The sequence below is a fragment of the Erwinia sp. 198 genome (assembly GCF_003937915.1).
Classification (GTDB): Bacteria; Pseudomonadota; Gammaproteobacteria; order Enterobacterales; family Enterobacteriaceae; genus Erwinia; species Erwinia aeris.
On the sequence record NZ_RHUM01000007.1, the window covers coordinates 60,420 to 85,338 of the forward strand.

The 24,919-nt window shown below is 56.9% G+C and carries 21 protein-coding genes; 10 read left to right on the top strand and 11 right to left on the bottom strand.

The window, feature by feature from the left end; genetic code table 11:
• Window positions 1-87: 87 nt before the first annotated feature.
• From dnaA to EGK14_RS11325, 6 genes are all read left to right on the top strand, one after another.
• Window positions 88-1,473, top strand: coding sequence for a chromosomal replication initiator protein DnaA (gene dnaA, locus EGK14_RS11300; RefSeq protein ID WP_125289199.1), 1,386 nt, complete (start codon window positions 88-90; stop codon window positions 1,471-1,473).
• A 4-nt stretch (window positions 1,474-1,477) separates the two neighbouring features.
• Window positions 1,478-2,578: a DNA polymerase III subunit beta gene (gene dnaN, locus EGK14_RS11305; RefSeq protein WP_125289200.1), complete on the top strand. Its 1,101-nt coding sequence runs from the start codon at window positions 1,478-1,480 to the stop codon at window positions 2,576-2,578.
• A gap of 146 nt (window positions 2,579-2,724) precedes the next feature.
• A complete protein-coding gene (recF, locus tag EGK14_RS11310; protein ID WP_125289201.1) occupies window positions 2,725-3,810 on the top strand; it encodes a DNA replication/repair protein RecF in 1,086 nt (361 codons plus the stop codon).
• A gap of 17 nt (window positions 3,811-3,827) precedes the next feature.
• A complete protein-coding gene (gyrB, locus tag EGK14_RS11315) occupies window positions 3,828-6,236 on the top strand; it encodes a DNA topoisomerase (ATP-hydrolyzing) subunit B (RefSeq protein WP_125289202.1) in 2,409 nt (802 codons plus the stop codon).
• A 355-nt stretch (window positions 6,237-6,591) separates the two neighbouring features.
• The gene (gene yidA / locus EGK14_RS11320) at window positions 6,592-7,401 is read left to right on the top strand and encodes a sugar-phosphatase (protein WP_125289203.1); all 810 of its coding nucleotides are present in this window, start codon (window positions 6,592-6,594) and stop codon (window positions 7,399-7,401) included.
• Between the two features lie 90 nt (window positions 7,402-7,491).
• Window positions 7,492-8,766, top strand: coding sequence for a DUF3748 domain-containing protein (locus EGK14_RS11325; protein ID WP_125289370.1), 1,275 nt, complete (start codon window positions 7,492-7,494; stop codon window positions 8,764-8,766).
• On the opposite strand, the gene EGK14_RS11330 is transcribed toward EGK14_RS11325, so the two are convergent.
• On the bottom strand, window positions 8,738-9,115 hold the full coding sequence (locus tag EGK14_RS11330; RefSeq protein WP_125289204.1) for a YceK/YidQ family lipoprotein: 378 nt from the start codon (window positions 9,113-9,115) through the stop codon (window positions 8,738-8,740). The genes EGK14_RS11325 and EGK14_RS11330 overlap by 29 nt on opposite strands.
• A gap of 277 nt (window positions 9,116-9,392) precedes the next feature.
• Between EGK14_RS11330 and ibpA the strand changes: the two genes are divergently transcribed.
• On the top strand, window positions 9,393-9,809 hold the full coding sequence (ibpA, locus tag EGK14_RS11335; protein ID WP_125289205.1) for a small heat shock chaperone IbpA: 417 nt from the start codon (window positions 9,393-9,395) through the stop codon (window positions 9,807-9,809).
• Window positions 9,810-9,859: 50 nt separating this feature from the next.
• Here the strand turns inward: ibpA and EGK14_RS11340 are convergent, their stop codons facing one another.
• Window positions 9,860-11,128 (bottom strand): valine--pyruvate transaminase, encoded by a 1,269-nt coding sequence (locus EGK14_RS11340; RefSeq protein ID WP_125289206.1) that lies wholly within the window; start codon window positions 11,126-11,128, stop codon window positions 9,860-9,862.
• Between the two features lie 347 nt (window positions 11,129-11,475).
• On the opposite strand from EGK14_RS11340, the gene EGK14_RS11345 reads away from it, so the two are divergent.
• The 3 genes from EGK14_RS11345 (at window position 11,476) to EGK14_RS11355 (ending at window position 14,194) form a co-directional block, all read left to right on the top strand.
• Window positions 11,476-12,681 carry an aldose 1-epimerase family protein gene (locus tag EGK14_RS11345; RefSeq protein ID WP_125289207.1) on the top strand — a complete coding sequence of 402 codons (1,206 nt, stop codon included), beginning with the start codon at window positions 11,476-11,478 and terminating at the stop codon, window positions 12,679-12,681.
• Between the two features lie 227 nt (window positions 12,682-12,908).
• A complete protein-coding gene (gene kduD, locus EGK14_RS11350) occupies window positions 12,909-13,670 on the top strand; it encodes a 2-dehydro-3-deoxy-D-gluconate 5-dehydrogenase KduD (RefSeq protein WP_125289208.1) in 762 nt (253 codons plus the stop codon).
• Between the two features lie 185 nt (window positions 13,671-13,855).
• Entirely contained in the window at window positions 13,856-14,194 is a 339-nt protein-coding gene (locus EGK14_RS11355; protein ID WP_125289209.1) for a hypothetical protein, read from the top strand.
• 595 nt (window positions 14,195-14,789) lie between these two features.
• On the opposite strand, the gene ghrB is transcribed toward EGK14_RS11355, so the two are convergent.
• The 9 genes from ghrB to selB form a co-directional block, all read right to left on the bottom strand.
• Window positions 14,790-15,764 carry a glyoxylate/hydroxypyruvate reductase GhrB gene (ghrB, locus tag EGK14_RS11360; protein WP_125289210.1) on the bottom strand — a complete coding sequence of 325 codons (975 nt, stop codon included), beginning with the start codon at window positions 15,762-15,764 and terminating at the stop codon, window positions 14,790-14,792.
• A 47-nt stretch (window positions 15,765-15,811) separates the two neighbouring features.
• Window positions 15,812-17,095 (bottom strand): MFS transporter, encoded by a 1,284-nt coding sequence (locus EGK14_RS11365; RefSeq protein WP_125289211.1) that lies wholly within the window; start codon window positions 17,093-17,095, stop codon window positions 15,812-15,814.
• 103 nt (window positions 17,096-17,198) lie between these two features.
• Window positions 17,199-18,152: a sugar kinase gene (locus tag EGK14_RS11370; protein ID WP_125289212.1), complete on the bottom strand. Its 954-nt coding sequence runs from the start codon at window positions 18,150-18,152 to the stop codon at window positions 17,199-17,201.
• 3 nt (window positions 18,153-18,155) lie between these two features.
• Entirely contained in the window at window positions 18,156-18,884 is a 729-nt protein-coding gene (locus tag EGK14_RS11375) for a sugar phosphate isomerase/epimerase (RefSeq protein WP_125289213.1), read from the bottom strand.
• 189 nt (window positions 18,885-19,073) lie between these two features.
• Complete coding sequence (locus tag EGK14_RS11380) at window positions 19,074-20,096, bottom strand: LacI family DNA-binding transcriptional regulator (protein ID WP_125289214.1); 1,023 nt, start codon at window positions 20,094-20,096, stop codon at window positions 19,074-19,076.
• Window positions 20,097-20,267: 171 nt separating this feature from the next.
• Window positions 20,268-20,930, bottom strand: coding sequence for an OmpA family lipoprotein (locus EGK14_RS11385; protein ID WP_125289215.1), 663 nt, complete (start codon window positions 20,928-20,930; stop codon window positions 20,268-20,270).
• Between the two features lie 110 nt (window positions 20,931-21,040).
• Entirely contained in the window at window positions 21,041-21,604 is a 564-nt protein-coding gene (locus EGK14_RS11390; protein WP_125289216.1) for a DNA-3-methyladenine glycosylase I, read from the bottom strand.
• Window positions 21,605-21,671: 67 nt separating this feature from the next.
• Window positions 21,672-22,874: an MFS transporter gene (locus EGK14_RS11395; RefSeq protein WP_125289217.1), complete on the bottom strand. Its 1,203-nt coding sequence runs from the start codon at window positions 22,872-22,874 to the stop codon at window positions 21,672-21,674.
• Window positions 22,875-23,039: 165 nt separating this feature from the next.
• Entirely contained in the window at window positions 23,040-24,878 is a 1,839-nt protein-coding gene (gene selB, locus EGK14_RS11400) for a selenocysteine-specific translation elongation factor (protein ID WP_125289218.1), read from the bottom strand.
• Between the last annotated feature and the right edge of the window lie 41 nt (window positions 24,879-24,919).

Here is a 24,919-nt window from a genome sequence, read left to right on the forward strand (position 1 = left end):
ATGTGCGTCATCTGCATGCGTCAACAATGATGAATTTATCGCTTCAGCGCCTTTTTTCTTATCGAATATTTTCGAGTGGAGTCCGCCGTGTCACTTACGCTTTGGCAACAGTGTCTTGCCCGTTTGCAGGATGAACTACCTGCCACCGAATTCAGCATGTGGATACGTCCGCTCCAGGCTGAATTGAACGACAACACCCTGGCCCTGTATGCACCAAACCGCTTTGTGCTCGACTGGGTTCGCGACAAATATCTTAATAATATCAATGCGTTGCTTAATGATTTTTGCGGCGCCGATGTGCCGCTGCTGCGCTTTGAAGTCGGCAGCAAGCCGGTGACGCGTCCGGTCAGCCAGCCGGTGATGAGCAGCGCCAGCGCGCCGCCGCCGATGAGCCGACCAGCGCCGGTACGTCCAAGCTGGGACAGCATGCCTGCGCCTGCGGAGCTGTCTTATCGTTCAAACGTGAACACCAAGCATAACTTCGATAACTTCGTTGAAGGTAAATCGAACCAGCTGGCGCGCGCGGCCGCTCGTCAGGTCGCCGACAACCCCGGCGGCGCCTATAACCCTCTGTTCCTCTATGGCGGCACTGGCCTGGGGAAAACTCACCTGCTGCACGCTGTGGGTAACGGCATTATGGCGCGCAAACCCAACGCCAAAGTGGTCTATATGCACTCGGAACGTTTTGTGCAGGACATGGTGAAGGCGCTGCAAAACAACGCCATTGAAGAATTTAAGCGCTACTACCGTTCGGTAGACGCGCTGCTGATCGATGATATTCAGTTTTTCGCTAACAAGGAGCGCTCGCAGGAGGAGTTTTTTCACACCTTCAATGCGCTGCTGGAAGGTAATCAGCAGATCATCCTGACGTCGGATCGCTATCCTAAAGAGATCAACGGCGTCGAAGATCGTCTGAAATCCCGATTTGGCTGGGGCCTGACGGTGGCGATCGAGCCGCCAGAGCTGGAAACCCGCGTGGCGATCCTGATGAAAAAGGCAGATGAAAACGATATTCGCCTGCCGGGCGAAGTTGCCTTCTTTATTGCCAAGCGCCTGCGTTCCAACGTGCGCGAGCTGGAAGGCGCGCTGAACCGCGTGATCGCCAACGCCAACTTCACCGGCCGCGCCATCACTATCGATTTCGTGCGTGAAGCGCTGCGCGATCTGCTGGCGCTGCAGGAAAAGCTGGTCACCATCGATAATATCCAGAAGACGGTGGCGGAATATTACAAGATTAAGGTAGCCGACCTGCTTTCCAAGCGGCGTTCGCGCTCCGTCGCGCGTCCTCGCCAGATGGCGATGGCGATGGCGAAAGAGCTGACCAACCACAGCTTGCCGGAAATCGGCGACGCTTTCGGGGGTCGTGACCATACTACGGTGCTGCACGCCTGTCGCAAGATCGAGCAGCTGCGTGAAGAGAGTCACGATATTAAAGAAGATTTCTCAAATCTAATCAGAACATTATCTTCCTGACGCTATGAAATTTATTGTTGAACGTGAGCAGTTACTTAAACCTTTACAGCAGGTCAGCAGCCCGCTGGGCGGACGGCCGACGCTGCCGATCCTCGGCAATCTGCTTTTACAGGTTAACGACGGCGGCCTGCTGCTGACGGGAACGGACCTGGAGATGGAAATGGTGGCCCGCGTCGCGCTGACGCAGGATCACGAGCCGGGTGCGACCACCGTGCCCGCGCGTAAATTTTTCGATATCTGCCGTGGTCTGCCTGAAGGCGCAGAGATCACGGTGATCCTGGATGGCGAAAGAATGCTGGTACGCTCCGGCCGCAGCCGCTTCTCGCTTTCCACGCTCCCCGCCAGCGATTTTCCGAACCTGGACGACTGGCAAAGCGAGGTCGAATTCACGCTGCCGCAGGCCACGATGAAGCGCCTGATTGAAGCCACCCAGTTTTCTATGGCCCACCAGGACGTGCGCTACTACCTGAACGGGATGCTGTTTGAAACGGAAGGCGAAGAGCTGCGTACCGTCGCCACCGACGGCCACCGTCTGGCGGTCTGCTCGATGCCGGTAGGCCAGTCGCTGCCCAATCATTCGGTGATCGTGCCGCGTAAGGGCGTGATTGAGCTGGTGCGCCTGCTGGACGGCGGCGAGACGCCGTTACAGGTGCAGATCGGCAGCAACAATATCCGCGCGCACGTCGGCGACTTTATCTTCACCTCCAAGCTGGTGGATGGCCGTTTCCCGGACTATCGTCGCGTGCTGCCAAAGAACCCGGACAAAACGCTGGATGCCGGCTGCGATCTGCTGAAGCAGGCTTTCTCGCGCGCGGCTATCCTCTCTAACGAGAAGTTCCGCGGCGTTCGCCTGTACATCAGCGAAAATCAGCTGAAAATTACCGCCAATAACCCGGAACAGGAAGAAGCGGAAGAGATCCTGGACGTCACCTATGGCGGCACCGATCTTGAAATCGGCTTTAACGTCAGCTACGTGCTGGACGTGCTTAACGCGCTGAAATGCGAAAACGTACGTCTGCTGCTGACCGACTCCGTTTCCAGCGTGCAGATTGAAGACGCGGCCAGCCAGTCGGCGGCCTATGTCGTCATGCCAATGCGTTTGTAGTAAAATTATCGGGCTGACTTTGTCCGGCGCCCGCCGCCCTCGCGTGCTTTCACGCGACGGCGGCTCGCCCGTACCCTAACGCTCTGGCCTTGTATAACAGCACGTGCCGTTTTATCCGGTCTACTGCCCGCGGAATGACTCCACTTATGGCTTTAACCCGCCTGCTTATCAAAGATTTTCGCAACATTGAAAATGCCGATCTGGCGCTGGCGCCCGGCTTCAACTTTCTGGTCGGCGCTAACGGCAGCGGTAAAACCAGCGTGCTGGAAGCGATCTATACGCTGGGCCACGGCCGCGCTTTCCGCAGTTTGCAGGCAGGCAGAGTGATCCGCCACGAGCAGGACGCTTTTATTCTGCACGGCCGCATTGAAGGGGCCGGGCGTGAAACCACCGTCGGCCTGACTAAAAATCGTGCGGGCGACAGCAAGGTGCGGGTTGACGGCACCGATGGTCATAAAGTGGCCGAGCTGGCGCAGATGCTGCCGATGCAGCTGATTACGCCGGAAGGCTTTACGCTGCTCAACGGCGGCCCGAAGTACCGGCGCGCCTATATCGACTGGGGCTGTTTTCATAACGAGCCGGGCTTTTTTACCGCCTGGAGCAACCTGCGGCGGCTGCTGAAGCAGCGCAACGCGGCGCTGCGCCAGGTCACGCGCTACCAGCAGATCCGTGCCTGGGATCAGGAGCTGGCACCGCTGGCGGAGCAGATAAGCCAGTGGCGCGCCGCCTACAGCGAAGCCATTGCTGAGGATATCACCGCCACCTGCGCGCAGTTTCTGCCGGAGTTTGCGCTGAGTTTCTCTTTCCAGCGCGGCTGGGATAAAGAAACGGACTATCGCGATCTGCTGGAGCGTCAGTTTGAGCGCGATCGCGCCTTAACCTACACGGCCAGCGGCCCGCACAAAGCGGACTTCCGCATTCGCGCCGACGGCACGCCGGTGGAGGATCTGCTGTCGCGCGGCCAGTTAAAGCTGTTGATGTGCGCCCTGAGGCTGGCGCAGGGTGAGTTTCTCACCCGACAGAACGGGCGACGCTGCCTGTATCTGATAGATGATTTTGCCTCCGAGCTGGATGAGACGCGGCGCCACCTGTTGGCATCGCGCTTAAAGGCCACTCGGGCCCAGGTTTTTGTCAGCGCTATTAGTGCCGATCATGTGTTCGATATGGCTGACGAAAAGGGCAAGATGTTCCACGTGGAACAGGGTAAAATAGCGGTTCAACCTGAAGATTAAACGAGCGAGAAACGTTGATGTCGAATTCTTATGACTCCTCAAGTATCAAAGTTCTGAAAGGGCTGGATGCGGTACGCAAGCGCCCGGGTATGTATATCGGCGATACGGATGACGGCACCGGTCTGCACCATATGGTATTCGAGGTTGTGGACAACGCCATCGACGAAGCCCTCGCAGGTCACTGTAAAGACATTCTGGTCACTATTCATGCCGATAACTCCGTTTCCGTGCAGGATGACGGTCGTGGTATTCCGACAGGCATTCACGAAGAAGAAGGCGTTTCCGCTGCGGAAGTGATCATGACCGTGCTGCACGCAGGCGGTAAATTCGATGATAACTCCTATAAAGTGTCCGGCGGCCTGCATGGCGTAGGCGTGTCGGTGGTTAACGCCCTGTCTGAAAAGCTGGAGCTGACCATCCGTCGCGAAGGCAAAGTTCACCAGCAGATCTACGTTCACGGCGTGCCTCAGGCCCCGCTGCAGGTCACCGGCGAAACTGATCTGACCGGGACGCGCGTGCGTTTCTGGCCAAGCCACGAAACCTTTACCAACGTCACCGATTTCGAGTACGAAATCCTGGCGAAGCGTCTACGCGAGCTGTCGTTCCTTAACTCCGGCGTCTCCATCAAGCTGGAAGACAAGCGCGACGGCAAGAACGATCACTACCACTATGAAGGCGGCATCAAGGCGTTTGTGGAGTACCTGAACCGCAATAAAACGCCTATCCACCCTAACGCGTTCTATTTCTCTACCGAGAAAGACGGCATCGGCGTGGAAGTGGCACTACAGTGGAACGACGGTTTCCAGGAAAACATCTACTGCTTTACCAACAACATCCCACAGCGCGACGGCGGCACGCACCTGGCCGGTTTCCGCGCGGCGATGACGCGTACCCTGAACGCCTACATGGATAAAGAAGGCTACAGCAAAAAAGCCAAGGTCAGCGCCACCGGCGACGACGCGCGCGAAGGCCTGATTGCCGTGGTTTCCGTTAAGGTGCCGGATCCGAAGTTCTCTTCACAGACCAAAGACAAGCTGGTCTCTTCCGAGGTGAAATCAGCCGTTGAGCAGCAGATGAACGAGCTGCTGGCAGAGTACCTGCTGGAAAATCCTGGCGATGCCAAAATCGTCGTGGGTAAAATCATTGATGCGGCCCGCGCGCGTGAAGCGGCGCGTCGCGCTCGTGAAATGACCCGTCGTAAAGGCGCGCTGGATCTGGCCGGCCTGCCGGGCAAGCTGGCGGACTGCCAGGAGCGCGATCCGGCGCTGTCGGAAATCTATCTGGTGGAAGGGGATTCCGCGGGCGGCTCCGCCAAGCAGGGCCGTAACCGTAAAAACCAGGCTATCCTGCCGCTGAAGGGGAAAATCCTGAACGTGGAGAAAGCGCGCTTCGATAAGATGCTTGCTTCGCAGGAAGTGGCGACGCTGATCACCGCGCTGGGCTGCGGCATTGGCCGTGACGAATATAACCCGGACAAGCTGCGCTACCACAGCATCATCATCATGACCGATGCGGACGTGGATGGCTCGCACATCCGTACGCTGCTGCTGACCTTCTTCTATCGTCAGATGCCGGAAATCATTGAGCGCGGCCACGTGTATATCGCGCAGCCGCCGCTGTATAAGGTGAAAAAAGGCAAGCAGGAGCAGTACATCAAGGATGACGAGGCGATGGATCAGTATCAGATCGCCATCGCGCTGGACGGCGCGACGCTGCACACTAACGCCGATGCGCCTGCGCTGGGCGGCGAGCCGCTGGAAAACCTGGTTGCCGAGTTCAACAGCACCCGCAAGATGATCAAGCGTATGGAGCGCCGCTACCCGCTGGCGTTGCTGAACGCGCTGATCTATCACCCGACGCTGAGCGATATCTCCACAGAGGCGCCGGTTCAGCAGTGGATCGACGAGCTGGTGGCGCGCCTGAACGAGAACGAGCAGCACGGCAGCACCTATGCCAGCCATGTGCGCCAGAACCGCGAGCAGCATATCTTCGAACCGGTAGTGCGTATCCGTACGCACGGCGTCGATACCGATTATCCGCTGGACAGCGAATTTATTTCGGGTGGCGAATACCGCAAGATTTGTTCGCTGGGCGAGAAGCTGCGCGGCCTGATTGAGGAAGATGCCTTTATCGAACGCGGCGAGCGTCGTCAGCCGATCGCTAACTTCGAGCAGGCGATGGACTGGCTGGTGAAAGAATCGCGTCGCGGTCTGTCGGTACAGCGTTATAAAGGACTGGGCGAGATGAACCCGGAGCAGCTGTGGGAAACCACGATGGATCCGGACAGCCGCCGTATGCTGCGCGTCACGGTGAAGGATGCGATTGCCGCTGACCAGCTGTTCACCACGCTAATGGGCGATGCGGTGGAGCCGCGCCGCGCCTTTATCGAAGAAAACGCGCTGAAAGCCGCTAATATCGATATCTGATAAAGCAGGACGCAGGGCCTCCGGCCATGCAACAGCGTTTGAAAGGCAGATCGTTCGATCTGCCTTTTTTTTCAGCTTTTCTGCTGCGCCAGGCTGGCAAACGAGCGCTGATAAAATTGACCACTATTTTAATATCCTGCCTGCGTGCTTACAGGCAGTGAGGATTTTACTGCTGCTTTTCAGGGGGTAGCTGGCAAGCCCGTTTCCCGCTTTTTTCGCCCAAAAACCGCAAGCGCGAACACATTTACCGGAAGATTTACCAAATCGAATTTAAAATTACCGGGCTTGATTCGTCTGGTCATGGCTGGCTGAATCGCGTTAGCATGAAAGAAACCGTGAAGCTCAAGAGGAAGTTATGGCGATAAAACTGATTGCGATTGATATAGACGGCACGCTGCTTAATCCTCAGCGTGAGGTGACGCCTGGCGTTAAGCGGGCCATTCAGGCAGCTCGTGATAAAGGAATAGCGATTGTACTGGCGAGCGGCCGGCCGTTTATCGGCGTGGAGCGGTATCTGATGGAGCTGGATTTACAACGGGAAGGGCAGTACTGCATTACCAATAACGGCGCCCTGGTGCAGAAAGCGGAATCGGGCGAGTGCGTGGCGGAAGTTACGCTGAACTTTGATGACTACCTGTATGTTGAAAAGCTGGCGCGCGAGCTGGGCGTACATTTTCAGGCGCTGACGAAATCGCTGCTGTTTACGCCCAACAAGGACATCAGCGAATATACCGTTCACGAAGCTTCGCTGACCGGGATGCCGCTGCGCTACCGCGCGGTGGAAGAGATGGATGAAACCGCCACTTTCCCTAAAGTCATGATGATCGACACGCCGGAAACGCTGGATGAGGCTATTACCCGCATTCCGCAGGAAGCTTACGATCGCTATACCATTATGAAAAGCTCGCCTTATTTCCTGGAGATCCTTAATAAGAAAGTCGATAAGGGCGCGGGCGTCAAAGCGCTGGCCGAGCGTTTAGGGCTTTCCCGCGATGAAGTAATGGCTATCGGCGATCAGGAAAACGATCTGGCAATGCTGACCTTCGCCGGCACGGGCGTGGCAATGGGCAACGGTATCGACAAGGTAAAAAACATTGCGCAGTTCGTCACCAAAACCAATATGGAAGACGGCGTAGCGCACGCTATCGAAAAATTCGCGCTCTGACAGGGCGGCGGTGTCACGCTTTAAGCGCCAGTACCGCAAAAGCGCGTAATGCATTACCCTTAGCAGCAAACCTCGCTAAGGGTAAGCATGATGACGGAAAAACAGCTCACTTTTGCTCAGCGCAATCACCAGCTCACCAATATCAACGTCTGGACGGCCGACAGCCACTGGCTGGTCTACGACGTTCGCAGCAATGCCTCCACCTTCAACAGCTTAACCGTCGAGCGCGTTAATCTCAGCGGCCAGACGGAAATCCTTTACCAGGCGCAGGCGGGCGCGCACGTTGGTGTGATCACCGCCAGCCCGGATTTGCCGCCGCGCTACGTTTGCATTCATGGCCCGGAACATCCTGACAGCCGGTGGCGCTACGACTTTCATCATCGCCGCGGCGTTATTATTCAGAACGGCCTGGTGGAAAATATGGACGCCTGCGATATTACGCCACCCTTTACGCCCGGCGCGCTGCGCGGCGGCTCGCACGTACACGTGTTCAGCCCCGACGGCACCAGGCTGAGTTTTACCTATAACGATCACGTGATGCACGAGCTGGACGTGAAACAAGATTTGCGCAACGTCGGCGTGGCCGTGCCGCTACATGCCGTTTGTCCGCCGTTGCAGCATCCCCGAGAGTATGCAGGCAGCCATTTCTGCGTGCTGGTCAGCGCCACCACCGCCACGCCGACGCCCGGCAGCGATGAGATCAATCGAGCCTATGAAGAGGGGTGGATCGGCGAAGAGGGCTACCTGAAAAGCGACGGCCACCGGCAGCGTTGGGCGCTGGCGTTTATCGGCGATACGCTTAGCGAAAAAGGCGAGAAAGTGCCGGAAGTGTTTATTGTCGATCTGCCGGAAAAGATGGCCGACTATGCGCTGGAAGGCGAGGCTCCGCTGGCCGGCACTGCCGCCACGCTGCCCGCTCCGCCGCTGGGGGTCAGGCAGCGTCGGCTAACCTTTACGCACCATCGCCTCTTTCCCGGCCTGGCAACCTCGCCGCGCCACTGGCTGCGCAGCTCGCCCGACGGCCGCGCTATCGCTTTTTTAATGAAAGACGACGAAGGCGTGGTGCAGCTGTGGACCATCGCGCCCGGCGGCGGCAAGCCTCGTCAGATCACCCACGCCGCCAGCGATATTCAATCTGCCTTCAGCTGGCATCCTGACGGCAGGTCGGTGGCTTTTATTAACGATAACAGCGTGGTGTTATGTGATACAGGCAGCGGTAAAATGCGGAGGCTGACGGCCCGCACCGCCGAAGCGCCTTTGCCGGAAGCGGTCGTCTGCTCGCCAGACGGGCTTTATGTGGCCTATTTGCGCAACGTGGCGGGCTTTCAGCAGATTTTTATTGCTGATGTCGAGGCGACGTATTGATCACCAGCGGCGCGGCCTGTGAAAGGCTGTCGCTGGTATGGTTCTGCTGCTCGCTGCGCAACACGCGTTCACGCGGTGAATCGCCGGTTTTATCGCGGCCTGAACGATAGTAGTCAAACGGCAGCAGCAGCGTATCCAGCACGGCAGAGAAAGGCAGGTCGATAGCCGCCAGCGGGCGCATTACCCATCCGCTGTCGCTGTCGGTAACAATTTTTGCGCTGGCGCGCGTGCCGGGATAATAGCCCTGATCGGGACCGGAATGGGACATAAAGCTGGAGCAGCCACCCGTGCCGACCAGTAGCAGACAGGCCAGCAGGCCAGCGAAACGACTTTTTTTTAGTACCATCATATTCTTTATCCCTTCAGCAGCGGAAAAACCGCTCTGCTTATCACGATCGGCATGTGCCCGCTGCTTTAATGCTCCGATTAATCTCTTTCTGAGTGTATGACATCTGCACCAGATTGGCCGAAATATTTCCTGAACGGGCCCTTGAAAGCGATCTTAATGTCACCATTTTATGTTCAGGGTCACAAAACGTATGCCGACAGGATACCGCTTGTAGCCCGACGATCTGTCCATAGTGGAAGGTCGCATTACACCCTCGCTGATAATCAGGAGCTATACCATGCGTAATTTCGATCTCGCCCCGCTGTACCGTTCTTCTATTGGTTTCGACCGCCTGATCAACCTGCTGGAATCCAACCAGGGTCAGAGCAACGGCGGCTACCCTCCTTATAACGTGGAGCTGGTGGCGGAAAACCAGTACCGAATCACCATTGCCGTGGCAGGGTTCGCGCAGAGCGAACTGGAGATCACCTCTCACGACAATATGCTGACCGTGCGCGGCGCCCATCCTGAGGAGCAGCAGGAAAAAACCTATCTCTACCAGGGTATTGCAGAACGCAACTTCGAGCGTAAGTTCCAGCTGGCCGAGCACGTTAACGTGCGCGATGCACGCCTGGAAAACGGCCTGCTCTATATCGATCTGGAGCGCATCGTGCCGGAAGCCAACAAACCGCGCCGCATTGAAATTCTGAAATAAGACCGCGCGTAAAATTAAGGCCGCACTTTGTGCGGCCTTTTTCGTTTGCATCAGCAGGGGGCTCTGCCGCCCGATTCGCTGTGCGCCCGCTCAATCTCTTCCGCCAGAATGGCGATCCCCTTCTCAATCTTGTCACTGTCCGGCACATAGTTCATACGCATGCACTGGTGCGTGTGCGGCCATTCATGCTCCAGACCCGGAAAGAAAAAGTGGCCCGGCACCATCAATACACCGCGCGCTTTCAAACGCTGGTAGAGGATCTCCGTAGAGATGGGCAGATCTTTAAACCAGAGCCAGAGAAAAATAGCGCCTTCCGGCTTGTGGATAAGGCAGCGTTCTTCAGGTAAATAGCGCCGGATAACGGCGATAGTTTGCTTAACCCTTTCCTGATAAAACGGCCTGATCACCTCTTCCGACAGGCGCAGCAAATCACCACGCTGGATCATCTCATGCGCGATGGCCGGGCCGATGCTGCCCGGCGCCAGGCTGATAATGCCGTTCATATTGCCGATGGCGGCAATTACTTTTTCATCAGCAACAATGATGCCGCAGCGTGAGCCCGGCAGCCCCAGCTTGGAAAGGCTCATACACAGAATAATATTCGGGTTCCACAGCGGGCGAACGTCGCTGAAGATGATGCCGGGAAAAGGCACGCCGTAGGCGTTATCAATCAGCAGCGGCACCTCATGCTGCTGCGCCAGCGCATCCAGCTTCATCAGCTCTTCGTCGGTAATAACGTTGCCGGTGGGATTGGTCGGCCGGGAAACGCAAATCAGCCCGGTATCTTCGGTAATATGCAGCTGTTCAAAATTAACGTGATATTTGAACTGGCCTTCAGGCAGCATTTCGATATCGGGGCGGGCGGAAACAAACAGCTCTTCGTCCAGTCCGGCATCTGCATAACCCAGATATTCGGGAGCAAGTGGAAACAATACGCGCTTTTTGCGCCCGTCTGCGCGGCGGCCCGCGTAAAGATTAAACAAGTAGAAAAAGGCGCTCTGGCTGCCGTTGGTCAGGGCGATATTCTGCGGCCCCACCTGCCAGCCCAGCTCATCGCGCAGCAGCGTGGAAAGCGATTCCAGCAGCGTGCTTTTTCCTCTTGGGCCGTCGTAGTTGCAAAGCGCATCGGCCAGCTTGCCCTCATCATGCATCTGCTGCAGCAGCTGCTGAAAATAGTCGTTCATCGCCGGGATCTGGGCCGGATTACCGCCGCCCAGCATCACTGAACCGGGCGTGCGTAACCCTTCGCCCATATCTTCCATCAGGCGGGTGATCCCTGAGGCGCGTGTGAATTTGTTACCGAAAGCGGAAAAGCTCATAACGTATTAACTGCTTATCGTAGGCAAGTGAAAGCTAACCTTAACGCCACGCCAGGCGTGATGCAACGTCAGCGGGCAGCCGTATCGGCCGGCAAGAGTAAGCGTTGGCCAGACGAACAGCGAAAGGTAAAGGTGAATCGTTTCAACTAATTAGCTTTTCTGCGCCGCTCGCCCTGTTGCCTGTTTTCATAAGCCGGAAATTTCAGTTAATAATTTGTGATGAACTGCACGACTTATTGATAAAAATTTCTTAAAAATCCGTGCGGTGACGCCAGTCACAGTCCTGATAACGCATGCTTTGTAGGCTGGCTGCTCTTCAGCTTAATCATTTCAGCAAGGACAACAAAATGTATAAGACTCTTCTGGCGGGCGCGGTGATAGCAATGTTCAGCGGGCAGGCGGCGGCGCAAAGCTGGGTGTTAACCGATACGCAGGGCACGGAAAAAGGCGACTGGCGGATCGACAGCAGGCAGCTCAAGCTGAGCGGCGAACCCTTTACCCTGGAACAGCAGGTGCTGCACGGTGGCAAGCAGGAAGGCTCGAAAGTGCTGACGTTGACCAGCAAAAACGGCCTGACTATCGCCCTCAGCCCAACGCGCGGTATGGATCTGCTGCACGTTAACGGTCACGACGTGCGGCTGGGCTGGGATTCGCCCGTCGATGAGGTGGTGAACCCGGCCTATATCAATCTGGAAAGCCGTAACGGCCTGGGCTGGCTGGAAGGATTTAACGAGATGATGGTGCGCTGCGGCTTTGAGTGGACCGGCCATCCGGTCACCAAAGACGGGCGTATTTACACGCTGCACGGTAAAGCGGGCAATACGCCAGCGTCAAAAGTGGAAGTGATCGTGGATGACCAGGCGCCGCATGAAATCCGTATTCGCGGCCTGCTGAAAGAAAACACCTTTAAAAAAGCGCGTCTGGAAACCTGGACCGAGCTGCGCTACGTGCCGGGAGCGGACTCTTTTACCATCCACGACGTGCTGACCAACCAGGCTGACTATCCGCACGACTATGAAATTATCTACCACAGCAACTTCAGCACGCCGATTCTGGAAGAAAATGCCCGTTTCCTCGCGCCGGTAAAATCCGTTTCGCCGTTTAACGACTATGCGAAAAAAGGGCTGGAAAACTGGCAGACTTATGGCGCGCCAACCAAAGATTTCGATGAAATGGTCTTTAACCTGCAACCCATTGCCGACAGCAATGGTAAAACCGTGGCGGCCGTGATCAACAGCAAAGGCGATAAGGGCGCGGCTATCGAATTCGATACGCGGCAGCTGCCGGTGCTGACGATGTGGAAAAACACCGATACTCTGAAGCAGGGCTACGTGACGGGGATTGAACCCGGCACCAACTATGCCTATCCGGTAACGATTGAAAAAGAGCAGGGCAGGGTTAAACAGCTGCAGCCGGGTCAGAGCGCGGAGTTTACGCTGACCTATTCGCTGCTGAAGGATGCCAGCGCGGTACAGAAAGTCGAAGAGCGCATCAAAACGCTTCAGGGCGACACCAAAATTAACGTGGAGCAAACGCCGATAGCCGTAGAATAAGCCAGCAAGGGCGGGCGCCGTTCCGCCCTTTAAAATAAAACATTGTTTTATTTTTTATAAATATCAGTTTCATTATATCCCTTTTCCTGATTTCGATCACGGCGTGCGTGCTTTTCCCTCCGCTATAGTATGCGCTCGGAAACCGGGCAGGGCTGCCCTGTCCCGGATAACAGGCCATTTTCCAGGCTTCTGACACGCAGTCCGCCCTCTGACTTACAGGAGCAGTTATGATTTTGAATGCATTTGATTTAAAAGGTCGGGTGGCGATGGTCACGGGATGCGATACGGGGCTGGGTCAGGGTATGGCGCTGGGGCTGGCGGAAGCGGGATGCGATATCGTTGGCGTGAATATTGTTGAACCGAAAGAAACCATTGAGCGCGTCACCGCGCTGGGCCGCCGTTTTTTCAGCCTGACTGCCGATCTGGGCAAAACCGAATGTATTGAAGGCGTCGTGGCGAAAGCCGTGGCGGAATACGGCAAAATCGATATCCTGGTTAATAACGCCGGTATCATCCGTCGTGAAGATGCGATCGACTTCTCAGAAAAAGACTGGGACGACGTGATGAACCTGAATATTAAATCCGTGTTCTTTATGTCGCAGGCGGTAGCGCGTCAGTTTATCAAACAGGGCAAAGGCGGGAAAATCATTAATATTGCCTCTATGCTCTCTTTCCAGGGCGGCATCCGCGTGCCTTCTTATACGGCCTCCAAAAGCGCTGTGATGGGTGTGACTCGTTTGCTGGCCAATGAATGGGCGAAGCACGATATTAACGTTAATGCCATCGCGCCGGGCTATATGGCTACCAACAATACCGCACAGCTGCGTGCGGATGAAAAGCGCAACGCCGATATTCTGGAGCGTATTCCGGCAGGCCGTTGGGGATTGCCGGCCGATCTGATGGGGCCAGCGGTATTCCTGGCCTCTTCGGCTGCCGACTATATTAACGGCTACACTATTGCCGTAGACGGCGGCTGGCTGGCTCGTTAAGCGGCTGCGTTTAAAGAGTGGCCGTGCAGCTGAAACAACTGCCAAAAGGCCCATAAATGGGCCTTTCTTGTTTTTTACTAAATATTTATATCATTCATACTAAATGTGTCGGGGAGTGGAATACGGGTAGCCATCGATCCGGCTGAAACAAACATGAAGGTTGATTTAAGGAACAAAGAAGAAAAGTGAAGCATTGTCTCCGGGGGAATAATGTTGCCGCTCTTTCAGATGAAAGCGGGGCGGTGAATTTCGTTGTCCTTCCTGAAACGACCTGGTTATTTTCCGCTCTTATCGCTACCGACAGGCCATCCACACCAGGACGGAAGCGCTGGCTGTTTTCCGAAGATGCACCGGTAGTAACAGTAACGGCGGTTTCTACTGATTTGATATGGCTAATGATGCGGGAGTCAGGTCTGGTACAGGTAATATTCATCGCGATCGTATCTGATGCCTTATCGATAGCGCTTTCTTTAATTATATCGCCAGAATTAAATAACAGCGATGCTGCGTGGCTGATTGCATAACCGGTACAGCTTACGCTGACGATGTTATTCCATGGTAAAAAGGAGATGTTATAATTCCGCGCCTCCTTATTTAACCCTGTTGCAAAATAACCTGAATACCCCCCGTTAAAAATTAGCCTGGCGCCATCGGTAACTAAAAATACTTAGGTATTTGAGAATTAACTCCTTGTTAAGGTAGTGCTTGTTACAGGTAAAAATATCTTCAGCATAATTTATGCCGATAAACGATGTTCCGGATGAACGTCGTTATATCACCGGGTTAAGTTGGTATAACGCTCGTTCCGAAAGGGGGCAAAGAAAAAAAGAAACCTCTACATTTCTATTGCTTTCTGTATATTGATTTTTTAATTTATATTCTGGATTATTTAATTAAAAATCCGCATGCTTTTATTATATATTATTTAATTAAATGGTAATTTAGCTTATGGTTACCTGAGCAGTGCAAATGAATAACAACAGGGCACTGACGCGTTCAGGAAAGAACAGGCTATTTGTTTAGCACCTGTTCAGACAGAGAAGGAATTTTCTGCGGGGTAAAGAGGTCGGCAGGACACTGAAAAACGTGCCGACACGCAAAGCGCATCGGCACGGAAAATTATTTTGCTATTTCAGGATTAACGCAGTTCTTTTCCACTTTACCGTTCAGCGCGGCAATCAGATTTTCCACCGCGTCTTTTGCCATGCCGTAACGGGTTTCATGCGTCGCAGAGCCAATATGCGGCAGCGCTACCACGTTAGGCAGCGTCAGCAAAGGCGAATCCTTTGGCAACGGTTCTTTCTCAAATACGTCCAGGCCGGCGGCGTGGATAGTGCCCTCTTTCAGCGCGGCGATCAGCGCTTCTTCATCGATAACCGGGCCGCGTCCGGCATTGATCAGCACGGCGGAAGGCTTCATTTTCGCCAGCTCTTCGCGGCCGATCAGGTGGTGCGTCTGTTCAGTCAGCGGCAGGCTGATGCACAGGAAATCGGCTTCTTTAAGCAGCGTATCCAGATCGCAGTATTGCGCGTCGAAACGCTGCTCCGCCTCTTCATGGTGCTTACGGGCGTTGTAAAGGATCGGCATACTGAAGCCCAGATGCGCCCGCTGCGCCAGCGCCAGTCCGATACGGCCCATGCCCAGGATGCCCATTTTTTTGTGGTGCACGTCGATGCCGAACCAGTCTGCGCCGATGCTGCCCTGCCACTCGCCTTTTTTTACGCGTTCGGCAGATTCCACCACGCGGCGCGCGCTGGTCAGCACCAGCGCCATCATGGTATCGGCGACGGTTTCCGTCAGCACGGTCGGGGTGTGCATCAACAGCACGCCACGTTCGCTCAGCGCGGGAATATCAAAGTTGTCCACGCCCACGGAAACGGAGGAGGCCACGCGCAGCTTCGGCGCTTTTTTCAGGAACTCGGCGTCCACTTTGCCGCCGGAGCCTAAAATGCCTTCGGCCTGCCGGAAGGCCTCCGCGTGTTGGCTAAGGGTTTCCGGGGTCAGGCCGTTAATTTCGGTAACGTTAAAATGCTCGTCGAGCTGCGAACGCAGATCCTGCGGCAACTTCTTATACAGCACCACGGATGGTTTCATGCTTGTCTCCCTGTTTCTTTAAGGTGCGGGCCAGGCGGCCCGCACCGTTAAGCGTGTTTAGCGCCATGCGGCATCGGGGGTTGCTTATTGGCTGCTGGCTTTACGATCAGCGTCAGCCAGACCGAGATAAGCAGTGATACCCCCATAAAGATATACGAAGCGGAAGGGCTGCCCGTCGCGCCGTTCAGATAACCCACGACCCAGGAGCCCAGGAAAGAGCCGAGCGCGCCCATGGCGTTAATCAGCGCCATGGCGCCACCCGCCACGTTACGCGGCAGCATTTCCGGGATAATGGCGAAGAACGGGCCATAAGGCGCGTACATCGCGGCGCCTGCCACCACCAGCAGGCTGAACGACAGCCAGAAATTATTCGCTCCTACAAGATATGAACCTAAAAACGCCAGCGCGCCAATCAACAGCAGCGGCCAGACAAAGAGTTTACGGTTTTGCAGCTTGTCGGAAGCCCAGGAAGCCAGGATCATCGCCACGGTGGCGGCCAGGTAAGGCACCGCAGAGAGCCAGCCCGCTTCCACCATGCCCATCTGCATCCCGTTGCGCAGGATAGAAGGCAGCCACAGCACAAAGCCATAGACGCCGATGCTCCAGGTAAAGTACTGAACGCAAAGGATGACGACGTTACGCGAGCGGAACGCCTCGCTGTAATTGCGCACCGCCTTGATGTTTTCCTGCTCTTTTTGCAGCTGCGCCGCCAGCGCTGCTTTTTCCTCTTCGCTCAGCCATTTCGCCTGGGCAGGCTTATCCTGCACCATAAACCACCAGGCCACGGCCCAGATCACCGCCGGAATGCCCTCAAAAATAAACATTTCGCGCCAGCCGAAGGCGTTGATCAGATAGCCGGAAACCACGGACATCCATAGCACCGTTACCGGGTTGCCCAGGATCAGGAAGGTATTGGCGCGGGAGCGTTCCGACTTGGTGAACCAGTTGCTGATATAAATCAGCATGGCCGGCATCACGGCCGCTTCCACCACGCCCAGCACAAAGCGGATGGCCGCCAGCATCGGAATGTTACTGACTATGCCGGTCAGCGAGGCGCAAATGCCCCACAGCACCAGGCAGACGAAAACCAGTTTTTTTACGCTGCGGCGTTCGGCGTACACCGCGCCGGGGATCTGGAAAAAGAAATAGCCCAGAAAGAACAGGGCGCCCAGCAGCGACGACATGCCGTGCGTGATGCCCAGATCCTCATTGATGCCGGCGGCCGAGGCAAAGCTGAAATTGGCCCTGTCGAGATATGCCAGACTGTAGGTGATAAACACGATGGGCATGATATACCACCAGCGTTTAGGCGCGATTGTCTGCTTGTTCATCGTCTGCTTCCTCTGTTGGAGGTGGCCGCACTCTACGTTGTAGGGTGGGTGCGGCTCATTATGGTTCGGTTAGAAGCCTGGTCCGGTTCGTGTCGCCCGCTGCTTAGAAATCGCCGAGCGTTTCGCGCGTGGGTAAGCCTTCGCTGTCGCCGCTGACCTGGATAGCCAGCGAGCCAATGCGGTTGCCGCGCTTAATCGCCTGCGGCAGGGTTTTCCCTTCCAACAGCGCGCTGATCACGCCGACAGCAAAGCCGTCGCCCGCGCCAACGGTATCCACCACGTTAGCGGTTCTGATCGCGTCGACCCGGCCTTTTTCGCCTTCGGCGGTTTTATACCAGGCGCCTTCGCAGCCCGTTTTAATAATGACCGCTTTAACGCCCATCGCCAGATAAAAATCGGCGATCGCTTCCGGCTGGTCGTAGCCGGTCAGGATTTTGCCTTCGCTGATGCCCGGTAAAACCCAGTCGGCAAAGCCGGCCAGCGCGTTGAGCTGGGTAGCCATTTCGCGCTCGCTTGACCAGAGCACGGGACGCAGGTTCGGATCGAAGGAGAGGGTTTTGCCCATCCGCTTCATCTCCTGCGCTGCATGTTTCGACAGCGCCAGCGAGCTGTCGGAGATGGCCGCCGCCACGCCGCTCAGGTGCAGGTGGCGCGCTGCGCCAAAATAGTCGCGGTTAAAATCCTCGACCGACAGATGGCTGGCCGCAGAGCCTTTACGGAAATATTCCACCAGCGGATCGGAGCCGTCTTCCACGCGGGATTTCAGCTGGAAACCGGTAGGATAGCGAGCATCGGTGGTCACCTGGCGGCTGTCGACGCCCTCTTTTTCCAGCTGCTGGCGCGTAAAGCGGCCGAAAGAATCATCGCCAACGCGGCTGACCCAGCCTACCTTCAGGCCCAGGCGAGCCAAACCGATAGCCACGTTCAGCTCAGCCCCGGCGATACGTTTGGTAAAATGCTCCGCCGCCGCCAGATCGCCGGTGTCGCTGGCGATAAACATCGCCATTGCTTCGCCGATCGTTACCGCATCCAGCGTCCCGTTTTCATGAAGGGTCATGATTTATACCTCTCGCAGCAAATCTACATAGTGACGGGTGACGGCCACCAGGTCGCCGCCTTCCAGCGGGAACTCAATGCCTCGCGGCACGTCGGCGGGCAGCAGCGCCAGCGTTTTCCGCCACAGATTATCAGCTTCGTCCAGCGCGATGGCGCGCCAGCCGTCAGCGGTCGACGCGGCGGCTTTGACGTGCACGTAGCTGACGAAAGACGCCAGCTTTTCCGCTGCCCGGATGGGGTCATCGCCCACCCATAGCCAGTTGCCCATATCAAACGTCATCCCCACAGGCGCGTCGTCAGAAAAATAGCCGTTGAGCGCGGCGAGCGTGCCGCAGTTGGTCTGATCGTTTTCCACCACCAGCGTTAACGGCAGCCCGTCGCGCAGCGGCGAGCCGTCAGAGCCGGGCTGATAGTGGCCTAATGAATATTTTATCAGGCGGGCATTTAACTGCTGCGCCTCGTTGAGGTGGCTTGCCAGCCGGGGATTCAGCGCGCCGTCTTCAGTATAAAGCGCTTCCGGTACCGAGTAGAACGCCGTCAGTCCGGCATCGCCGATCGCCTTGCCCAAAGCGGGCAGCTGCTGGATTTCCGCTTCGCTGAACAGCTCGCGGCGGATCTCAATGCCGTCTGCGCCGGCAGCGGCGACAATCGGCACCACGGCCCGCTGACCGCCGAGTTCGCCGATCCGATCGCGGCCATAGGCGGCGGTCACTACAATAATTTCAGGTTTCATCTTTTCCTCCGGGCGGTGGCCCTGACGTTACAAAAACGTTAACTGGAACCGGTTCCAACCGAAAGGGGCGGAGCGCGGTTTTATGATCGCGCTCACGATGTGGACAATTATTTGGAAATTTACTGGAAAAGCGTCAGAACGAAGCGGGGCGGGCCGACCGCTGCGTTATTTCGGTGAAAAGAAGAGAAATCAGGCGAATTTCGTGGAACCGCGGATAATCAACTCGCCGGAGTAAAGCTGCTCGCACGGCGGCGCTTCGTCACCTTCAATACGGCGGATAACCTGTTCAAGCGCCGCGTAGCCAATCTGCCACGTAGGCTGTTTCAGCGTGGTGATGCCGCCGCCCGCCAGTTCCGACCAGACCAGCTCGTCAAAGCCCAGCAGCCCTAAATCTTCCCCCCAGCGCAGATCCAGACGTTTGAAGCTGCGCGCGATTTGCAGCGTCAGCGCGCCATTAACAGCCAATACGGCACAACGCTGGTGGCGATGGCGCTGATAAAAATCCTGCAGGATGCCATCCAGTCGCGCGCCGTCGTTTAACGCCACTTCGGCCTGTTCGGCCTCGCGCTGCGGATGCTGCGCCATCGTTTCCCGGAACGCCTTGAGGCGCTCGTGGCGGGTATTGACGGTGCCTAGTGGCTCGGTGACAAACAGAATGGCGTCAAAGGCTTCTTCAAGCAGATGCGTGGTAACCTGCGCGGCGGCCTCGTGGTTGTTCAGCCCTACCACGTCGCAGGCGAAATCAGGGATCTTACGGTCAATCAGCACCATCGGCAGCAGCGACTGCTGGAGGTGACTCAGTGCCTCCTCGCGCATTCCCACGGCGTTAACCACGATCCCTTCCACCTGATAGCTGCTGAGCAGGTTCAGGTAGTGCTGCTCCTGGTCCACCTCGTTATTGGTGTTGCACATCAGCAGCGTAAAGCCCTGCGCGCGGCAGGCCGCCTCAATGCCGCACATCACATCAACGGAGTAAGGATTGGTGATGTCCGCGATAATCAGGCCGATTAAGCGGGTGCGTCCGCGCTTCAGACCGCGTGCCATCTGGCTGGGCCGATAGTTCAGTTCGGCAATGGCGGTTTCGATACGCTGCTTTAAATCGGCGGAAAGGAGATGCTGCTCGCCGTTGAGATAGCGAGAAACGCTGGTTTTGCCCGTATGGGCTTTTCTGGCAACGTCGCTGATTGTCGCGCGTGCGGCCTTGCGGTTCATAGCGATCCTTGAACGAGTAAAAATGAAAGCAGCCATCACGAACTTAAATCTTAAGATAGCGGGTAATGGCGGAAAGCGGATCCGGCCATCATAAAGCATAAGGGCGGTCTCGCCCACAGTCAGGCGGTTGGGCAGGGAAACAGCCGGACAAAGATTGTCCGGCTGGCGGGATTACTGCAGCGGGCTGAGGGTGATTTCCACGCGACGGTTCTGCGCTTTGCCTTCGGCCGTGCTGTTGGTCGCGACCGGATTGTCCGGGCCCATGCCGCCGGTGCGAATGCGATTGGTCGCCACGCCCTGGGTAATCAGCGAGCTGGCTACGCTATCGGCGCGCTGCTGCGACAGGTTCATGTTTAGCTGGCGGCTGCCGGTGCTGTCGGTATAGCCGATAATGTTAACGGCGGTTTTTGGATATTCTTTCAGCACCATCGCCACGCCGGTCAGCGTGTTGGCGCCCGCAGGCTTCAGCGAGCTGCTGCTGCTGTCGAAAGTGACGCTGTTCGGCATGTTCAGCACGATATTATTGCCTTCACGCGTCACGCTGACGCCGGTACCGCGCATTTTTTCACGCAGTTTGGTTTCCTGCACGTCCATATAATAGCCCGCGCCACCGCCCAGCGCCGCGCCTGCCGCTGCGCCAATCAGCGCGCCTTTGCCGCGATCTTTTTTGGAGGAGGAGAGCACGCCGACGCCTGCGCCCAGCGCGGCGCCCAGGCCCGCGCCGATACCGGCTTTACCCGCCTGGCGTTCGCCGGTGTAAGGATTGGTGGTGCAGCCCGACAGGGCGATGGTACCGCTCAAAACCAGAGCAAGAGTAACAAAACGTTTTTTCATGGATAGCGTTTCCTGAACAGCAGCTGGCGAAAATAGCCTGAAAAGAAGCGATTATGCCGACCCCACGCCGAAAAAAAACCGTGTTGTCTTCCTAAATTTGTAAAGAGACGCTACCTGAGGTTATCCGGATGACAGAAACAGCTGGTCGTGTGATCGCTAATCAGCCCGCAGGCCTGCATAAACGAATAACAGGTGGTGGTGCCGACGAATTTAAAACCGCGCTTTTTTAGCGCCTTAGAAAGGGCATCGGAAACGGCGCTGAAGGTTGGCGCAGCGCGATAATCGCTGTAGCGGTGGATTTGCGGCTGGCGATCGACAAACTGCCAGATAAAATCGGCGAAGGCCTCGCCCTGCACCGCCATCGCCAGCAGCGCGCGCGCGTTGGCGACGATAGCAGAAAGTTTGCCGCGATGGCGGATCAGTCCGCTGTCCAGCATCAGCCGATCGAGGTCGCTTTCCGTCATCAACGCCACCTGCTCAGGATCGAAACCGTAGAAAGCCCGACGGTAGTTTTCCCGTTTTTTTAAAACGGTCAGCCAGGAAAGGCCCGCCATCTGACCTTCCAGGCACAGCATTTCAAACAGCGCCCGCGCGTCGGTAATCGGCACGCCCCATTCCGTATCATGATAGGCCAGATAGATCGGATCCTGAGTCACCCAACCGCAACGCTGCATAAGTAAAGTTCCTTATTTGAATTGATTAAAAAACCGGGCGACGGATCCCCTGCGTTTTATCCGGCGTTCAGGTGGCTTTTGCGAAAGTTGTTCGGCCAGGGATCCACCACAGAAACAGGGCCAGCATTGCGATAGCTCCAAGCGCACTGAACGCCACGCTCCAGGAGTAGTGTGCGACAATCAACCCGGTCATAGCAGGGCTCGCAGAAGCGCCGATACCCTGCATCAACATGACTACGCTCTGGCCCGCGTTGACATGTCCGCTTCCCTGCAAAAGAGAAACCACATAACCCGGCACGGCAACGCCCAGGATCCCAGCGGCCATGCCGTCAAAAATCTGAATCGGGATAACAGACAGCGGCCCGGAAAATTCAGCGGCGATAGCTGCCCGCATCGGCAGGATCAGTAACGCCGCCATGATAAGACGGCGATAGCCATATTTCTCCATGCATCTTGCCGTATAGATCGCTACCGGCACCATGACCAGCTGAGAAATGACGACGGTTGCCGCGGCATATAAGCCCGGGTTGACGGCATCGTGGCCCGGCGTTGACGCGACGCGCATACTCAACATCGGCAGCAAGGCCGCGTTGGCCAGGTGAAATAACAGCAGCGTCAGGCCAACCATTAAAAGATCGGGCTTGCGCGCCAGCATCCACAGGCCCATACGCGGTTCGTGTTGATGGTGGGTTTCCAAACCCCGCGCGACGTCGTAATCAATTTCTTTGCTACGAACGGCAAGCGTGGCGATGCCTGCGAAAATACCCATAAGCGTCATCAAAATAAACACCGTGCCTAAGCCCCAGTACCAGGCGGAAAAACCAGCAAAAACGGCAGCAAGCGTGTTCCCTGCATGGCTCCAGGCTTCATTTCGCCCCATCTGCCGGTTAAAGTTTTTCTGGCCGGTAAGCCCCAGCGTAATGCCGGATACCGTCGGGCCAATAAAGGCTGCCGACACCCCAACAATAATTTGTGAAACCATCACCGTCCATGACTGGCTGCTGTACCAGAGCAGCAAGGTCGCAGCAGTGATGGTTGCGCAACCTGTCAACACAATGCTTCTTTTATGACGCGCTGCATCGGCGATCGCGCCGGCCGGTAGCGTAGAGAGCAATCCGGCAATGCCGCCGCAGGTCATGACGAAGCCAATCTCGTCAGGACGCCAGTGTTGTCCGGTTAAAAAAATGCCTAAAAAGGGACCTAAACCGTCCTTGACGTCAGCCAGAAAAAAGCTCATCAGACAGAGAGCCTGAAGCGATCGTTGTGACATACTCTATTTCCTGTGTTGGCGATAAAAGGAGCTGGCACGATACAGCATGGCAGCGAACACCCGCTTTTGATATAGCCTCGCTGGCTGAGTCTGTAAAATCCATAAAGTGGAGGGGCGGGCTAAATTGTGCGGTATCAATAAGGAAAGCGTTAAGGAAAAGGAGGATCAGGGGAACATGGTGTCGTCGCGCAGCAGATGATCGCTGCCCTGACGACAGGTAAAGCCGCTGCGGTCGAAAAACTCCAGGATCTGCACCGCCAGCTTGCGACCCATAGCGAAAAGGCGGCGAAAGTCCGCCGCGCGGGTGGCAAGCCCCTGCTGATGCCGCTGGCGAATGGTGTCGGCATACCGTTCAATCAGCGCGCGGGAGTAGTAACGATCCTGAACGATAGCGGCTATTTCGCCGCTGCTGGCGGCTTTTTGTAGCGTCAGCCGCATCAGCGCCTCGTCGGTTTTCAGGCAGGCTGCCATATCCCGCACCCAGCCGCTATCCTGTGCCAGCAGCGGTTTGGCCTGCTGCCACAGTGCCTGCTCCTCTGGCGTAAAGCTGACGCAGAAGACAGGCAGACGCAGCCAGCCATAGTGAAATACCAGCGCGCCGTCGGCCAGCAATAAGTCGATAACCGCCAGCCCGATCGCTTCCGGCAGGCCGGGCAGCGCCATCCTTCTGAGGCGGCTTCGCCCCAGCCCGGGCCTGTCTTCATGCCTGCGATGGTAGTCCGCCAGCGTGTCCAGCACCTGCCGCCGCCATCCTTCGGTAACCTCCGCCAACAGCAGATAGTCGCCTGCTTCAACCGGCGCAATGGCGCTGAGCGCAGCGGAAAACCCGTCGGCAGTCAGCTGGCGCGCCCAGGCGAGCTGCGTTTTGCGCCAGGGACCGGCCTGAAGCAAAAGCCGCAGCGTCGCCCCATCGTTCTGCGCATCCGCCAGCTGCTGTAGCCAGCGCATCGCATTGGGCTGTGGCGTACAGCCTTTTTTCTGCATCAACAGCACCACGCGAGCGCCCGCCAGCGTCTGCCGGGCCGTAATATCGCGCAGGATCAGCCGATCGTTATCCGCCAGCCATAGCGGTTTATCCAGCGTCAGCTCGGCCAGGCCATCCTGCATCGGCGTCACGCTGCCGGTGATATGGCTGGCGGCATGGTGAATATGCAGCCGCTGCGCCTGTTTTAACGGCTGAAGCGGCTGGAGCGCCACTACCACCCGGCTGGAAAGCACCGCGGGCGGCTCTTGCAGCAGCCAGTCGCCGCGGGACAGCTCGCTTTTTTCGACGCCGCCAACAAGGTTAAGCGCCAGCCGCTGGCCGCCGCAGGCGACGCTGGCAGGCTGGTTTTGCGCCCGCAGACCCTGCACGCGGACGCTTTTATTTATACCGGTCAGCCAGAGCCTGTCACCGACGCGAACCTCGCCGCCCAGTGCGGTGCCCGTGACGACAGTGCCCGTACCCGGCACGCTGAAGGCGCGATCGATAGCCAGGCGAAAGCGTTTGCAGGGGGCGATGGCGCGCGCGGGCAGCTGGCTGATATGGTCGGCAAGGGCGCTGATGCCGGTGGCGTTCAGCGCGCTGGTAATAAACAGCGTGACGTCCGGCCAGCCCATCAGCGCGGCCAGCGTGCGGATTTCCCGCTCGGTGTCGCGGATGCGTGCGGCGTCGGCCAGGTCGGCTTTGGTGATCGCGATGGTAAGCGGTGGCTGCCCGCTCAGTTGCAGGATCGCCAGATGTTCGCGGGTTTGCGGCATGACGCCCTCATCGGCCGCCACGGCGAGCAGCGCGTGATCGGGGCCGGTGACGCCGCTGAGCATATTAGCAAGGTACCTTTGGTGGCCTGGCACGTCGATAAAACTGAAGATCCGTCCATCCGGCCTCGGCCACCAGGCATAATTGAGATCGACGGTGCTGTCCTGAGGTTTTTCTCCCGGCAGGCGATCGAGCGCTACGCCGGTCAGCGCCCGCAGCAGCGTAGTTTTGCCGTGTGCGGCATGGCCTGCGCTGACGATGACCATCAGCCTGTCCCGGCGCTAGGGCGCCACGGCGGAGGCGCCGT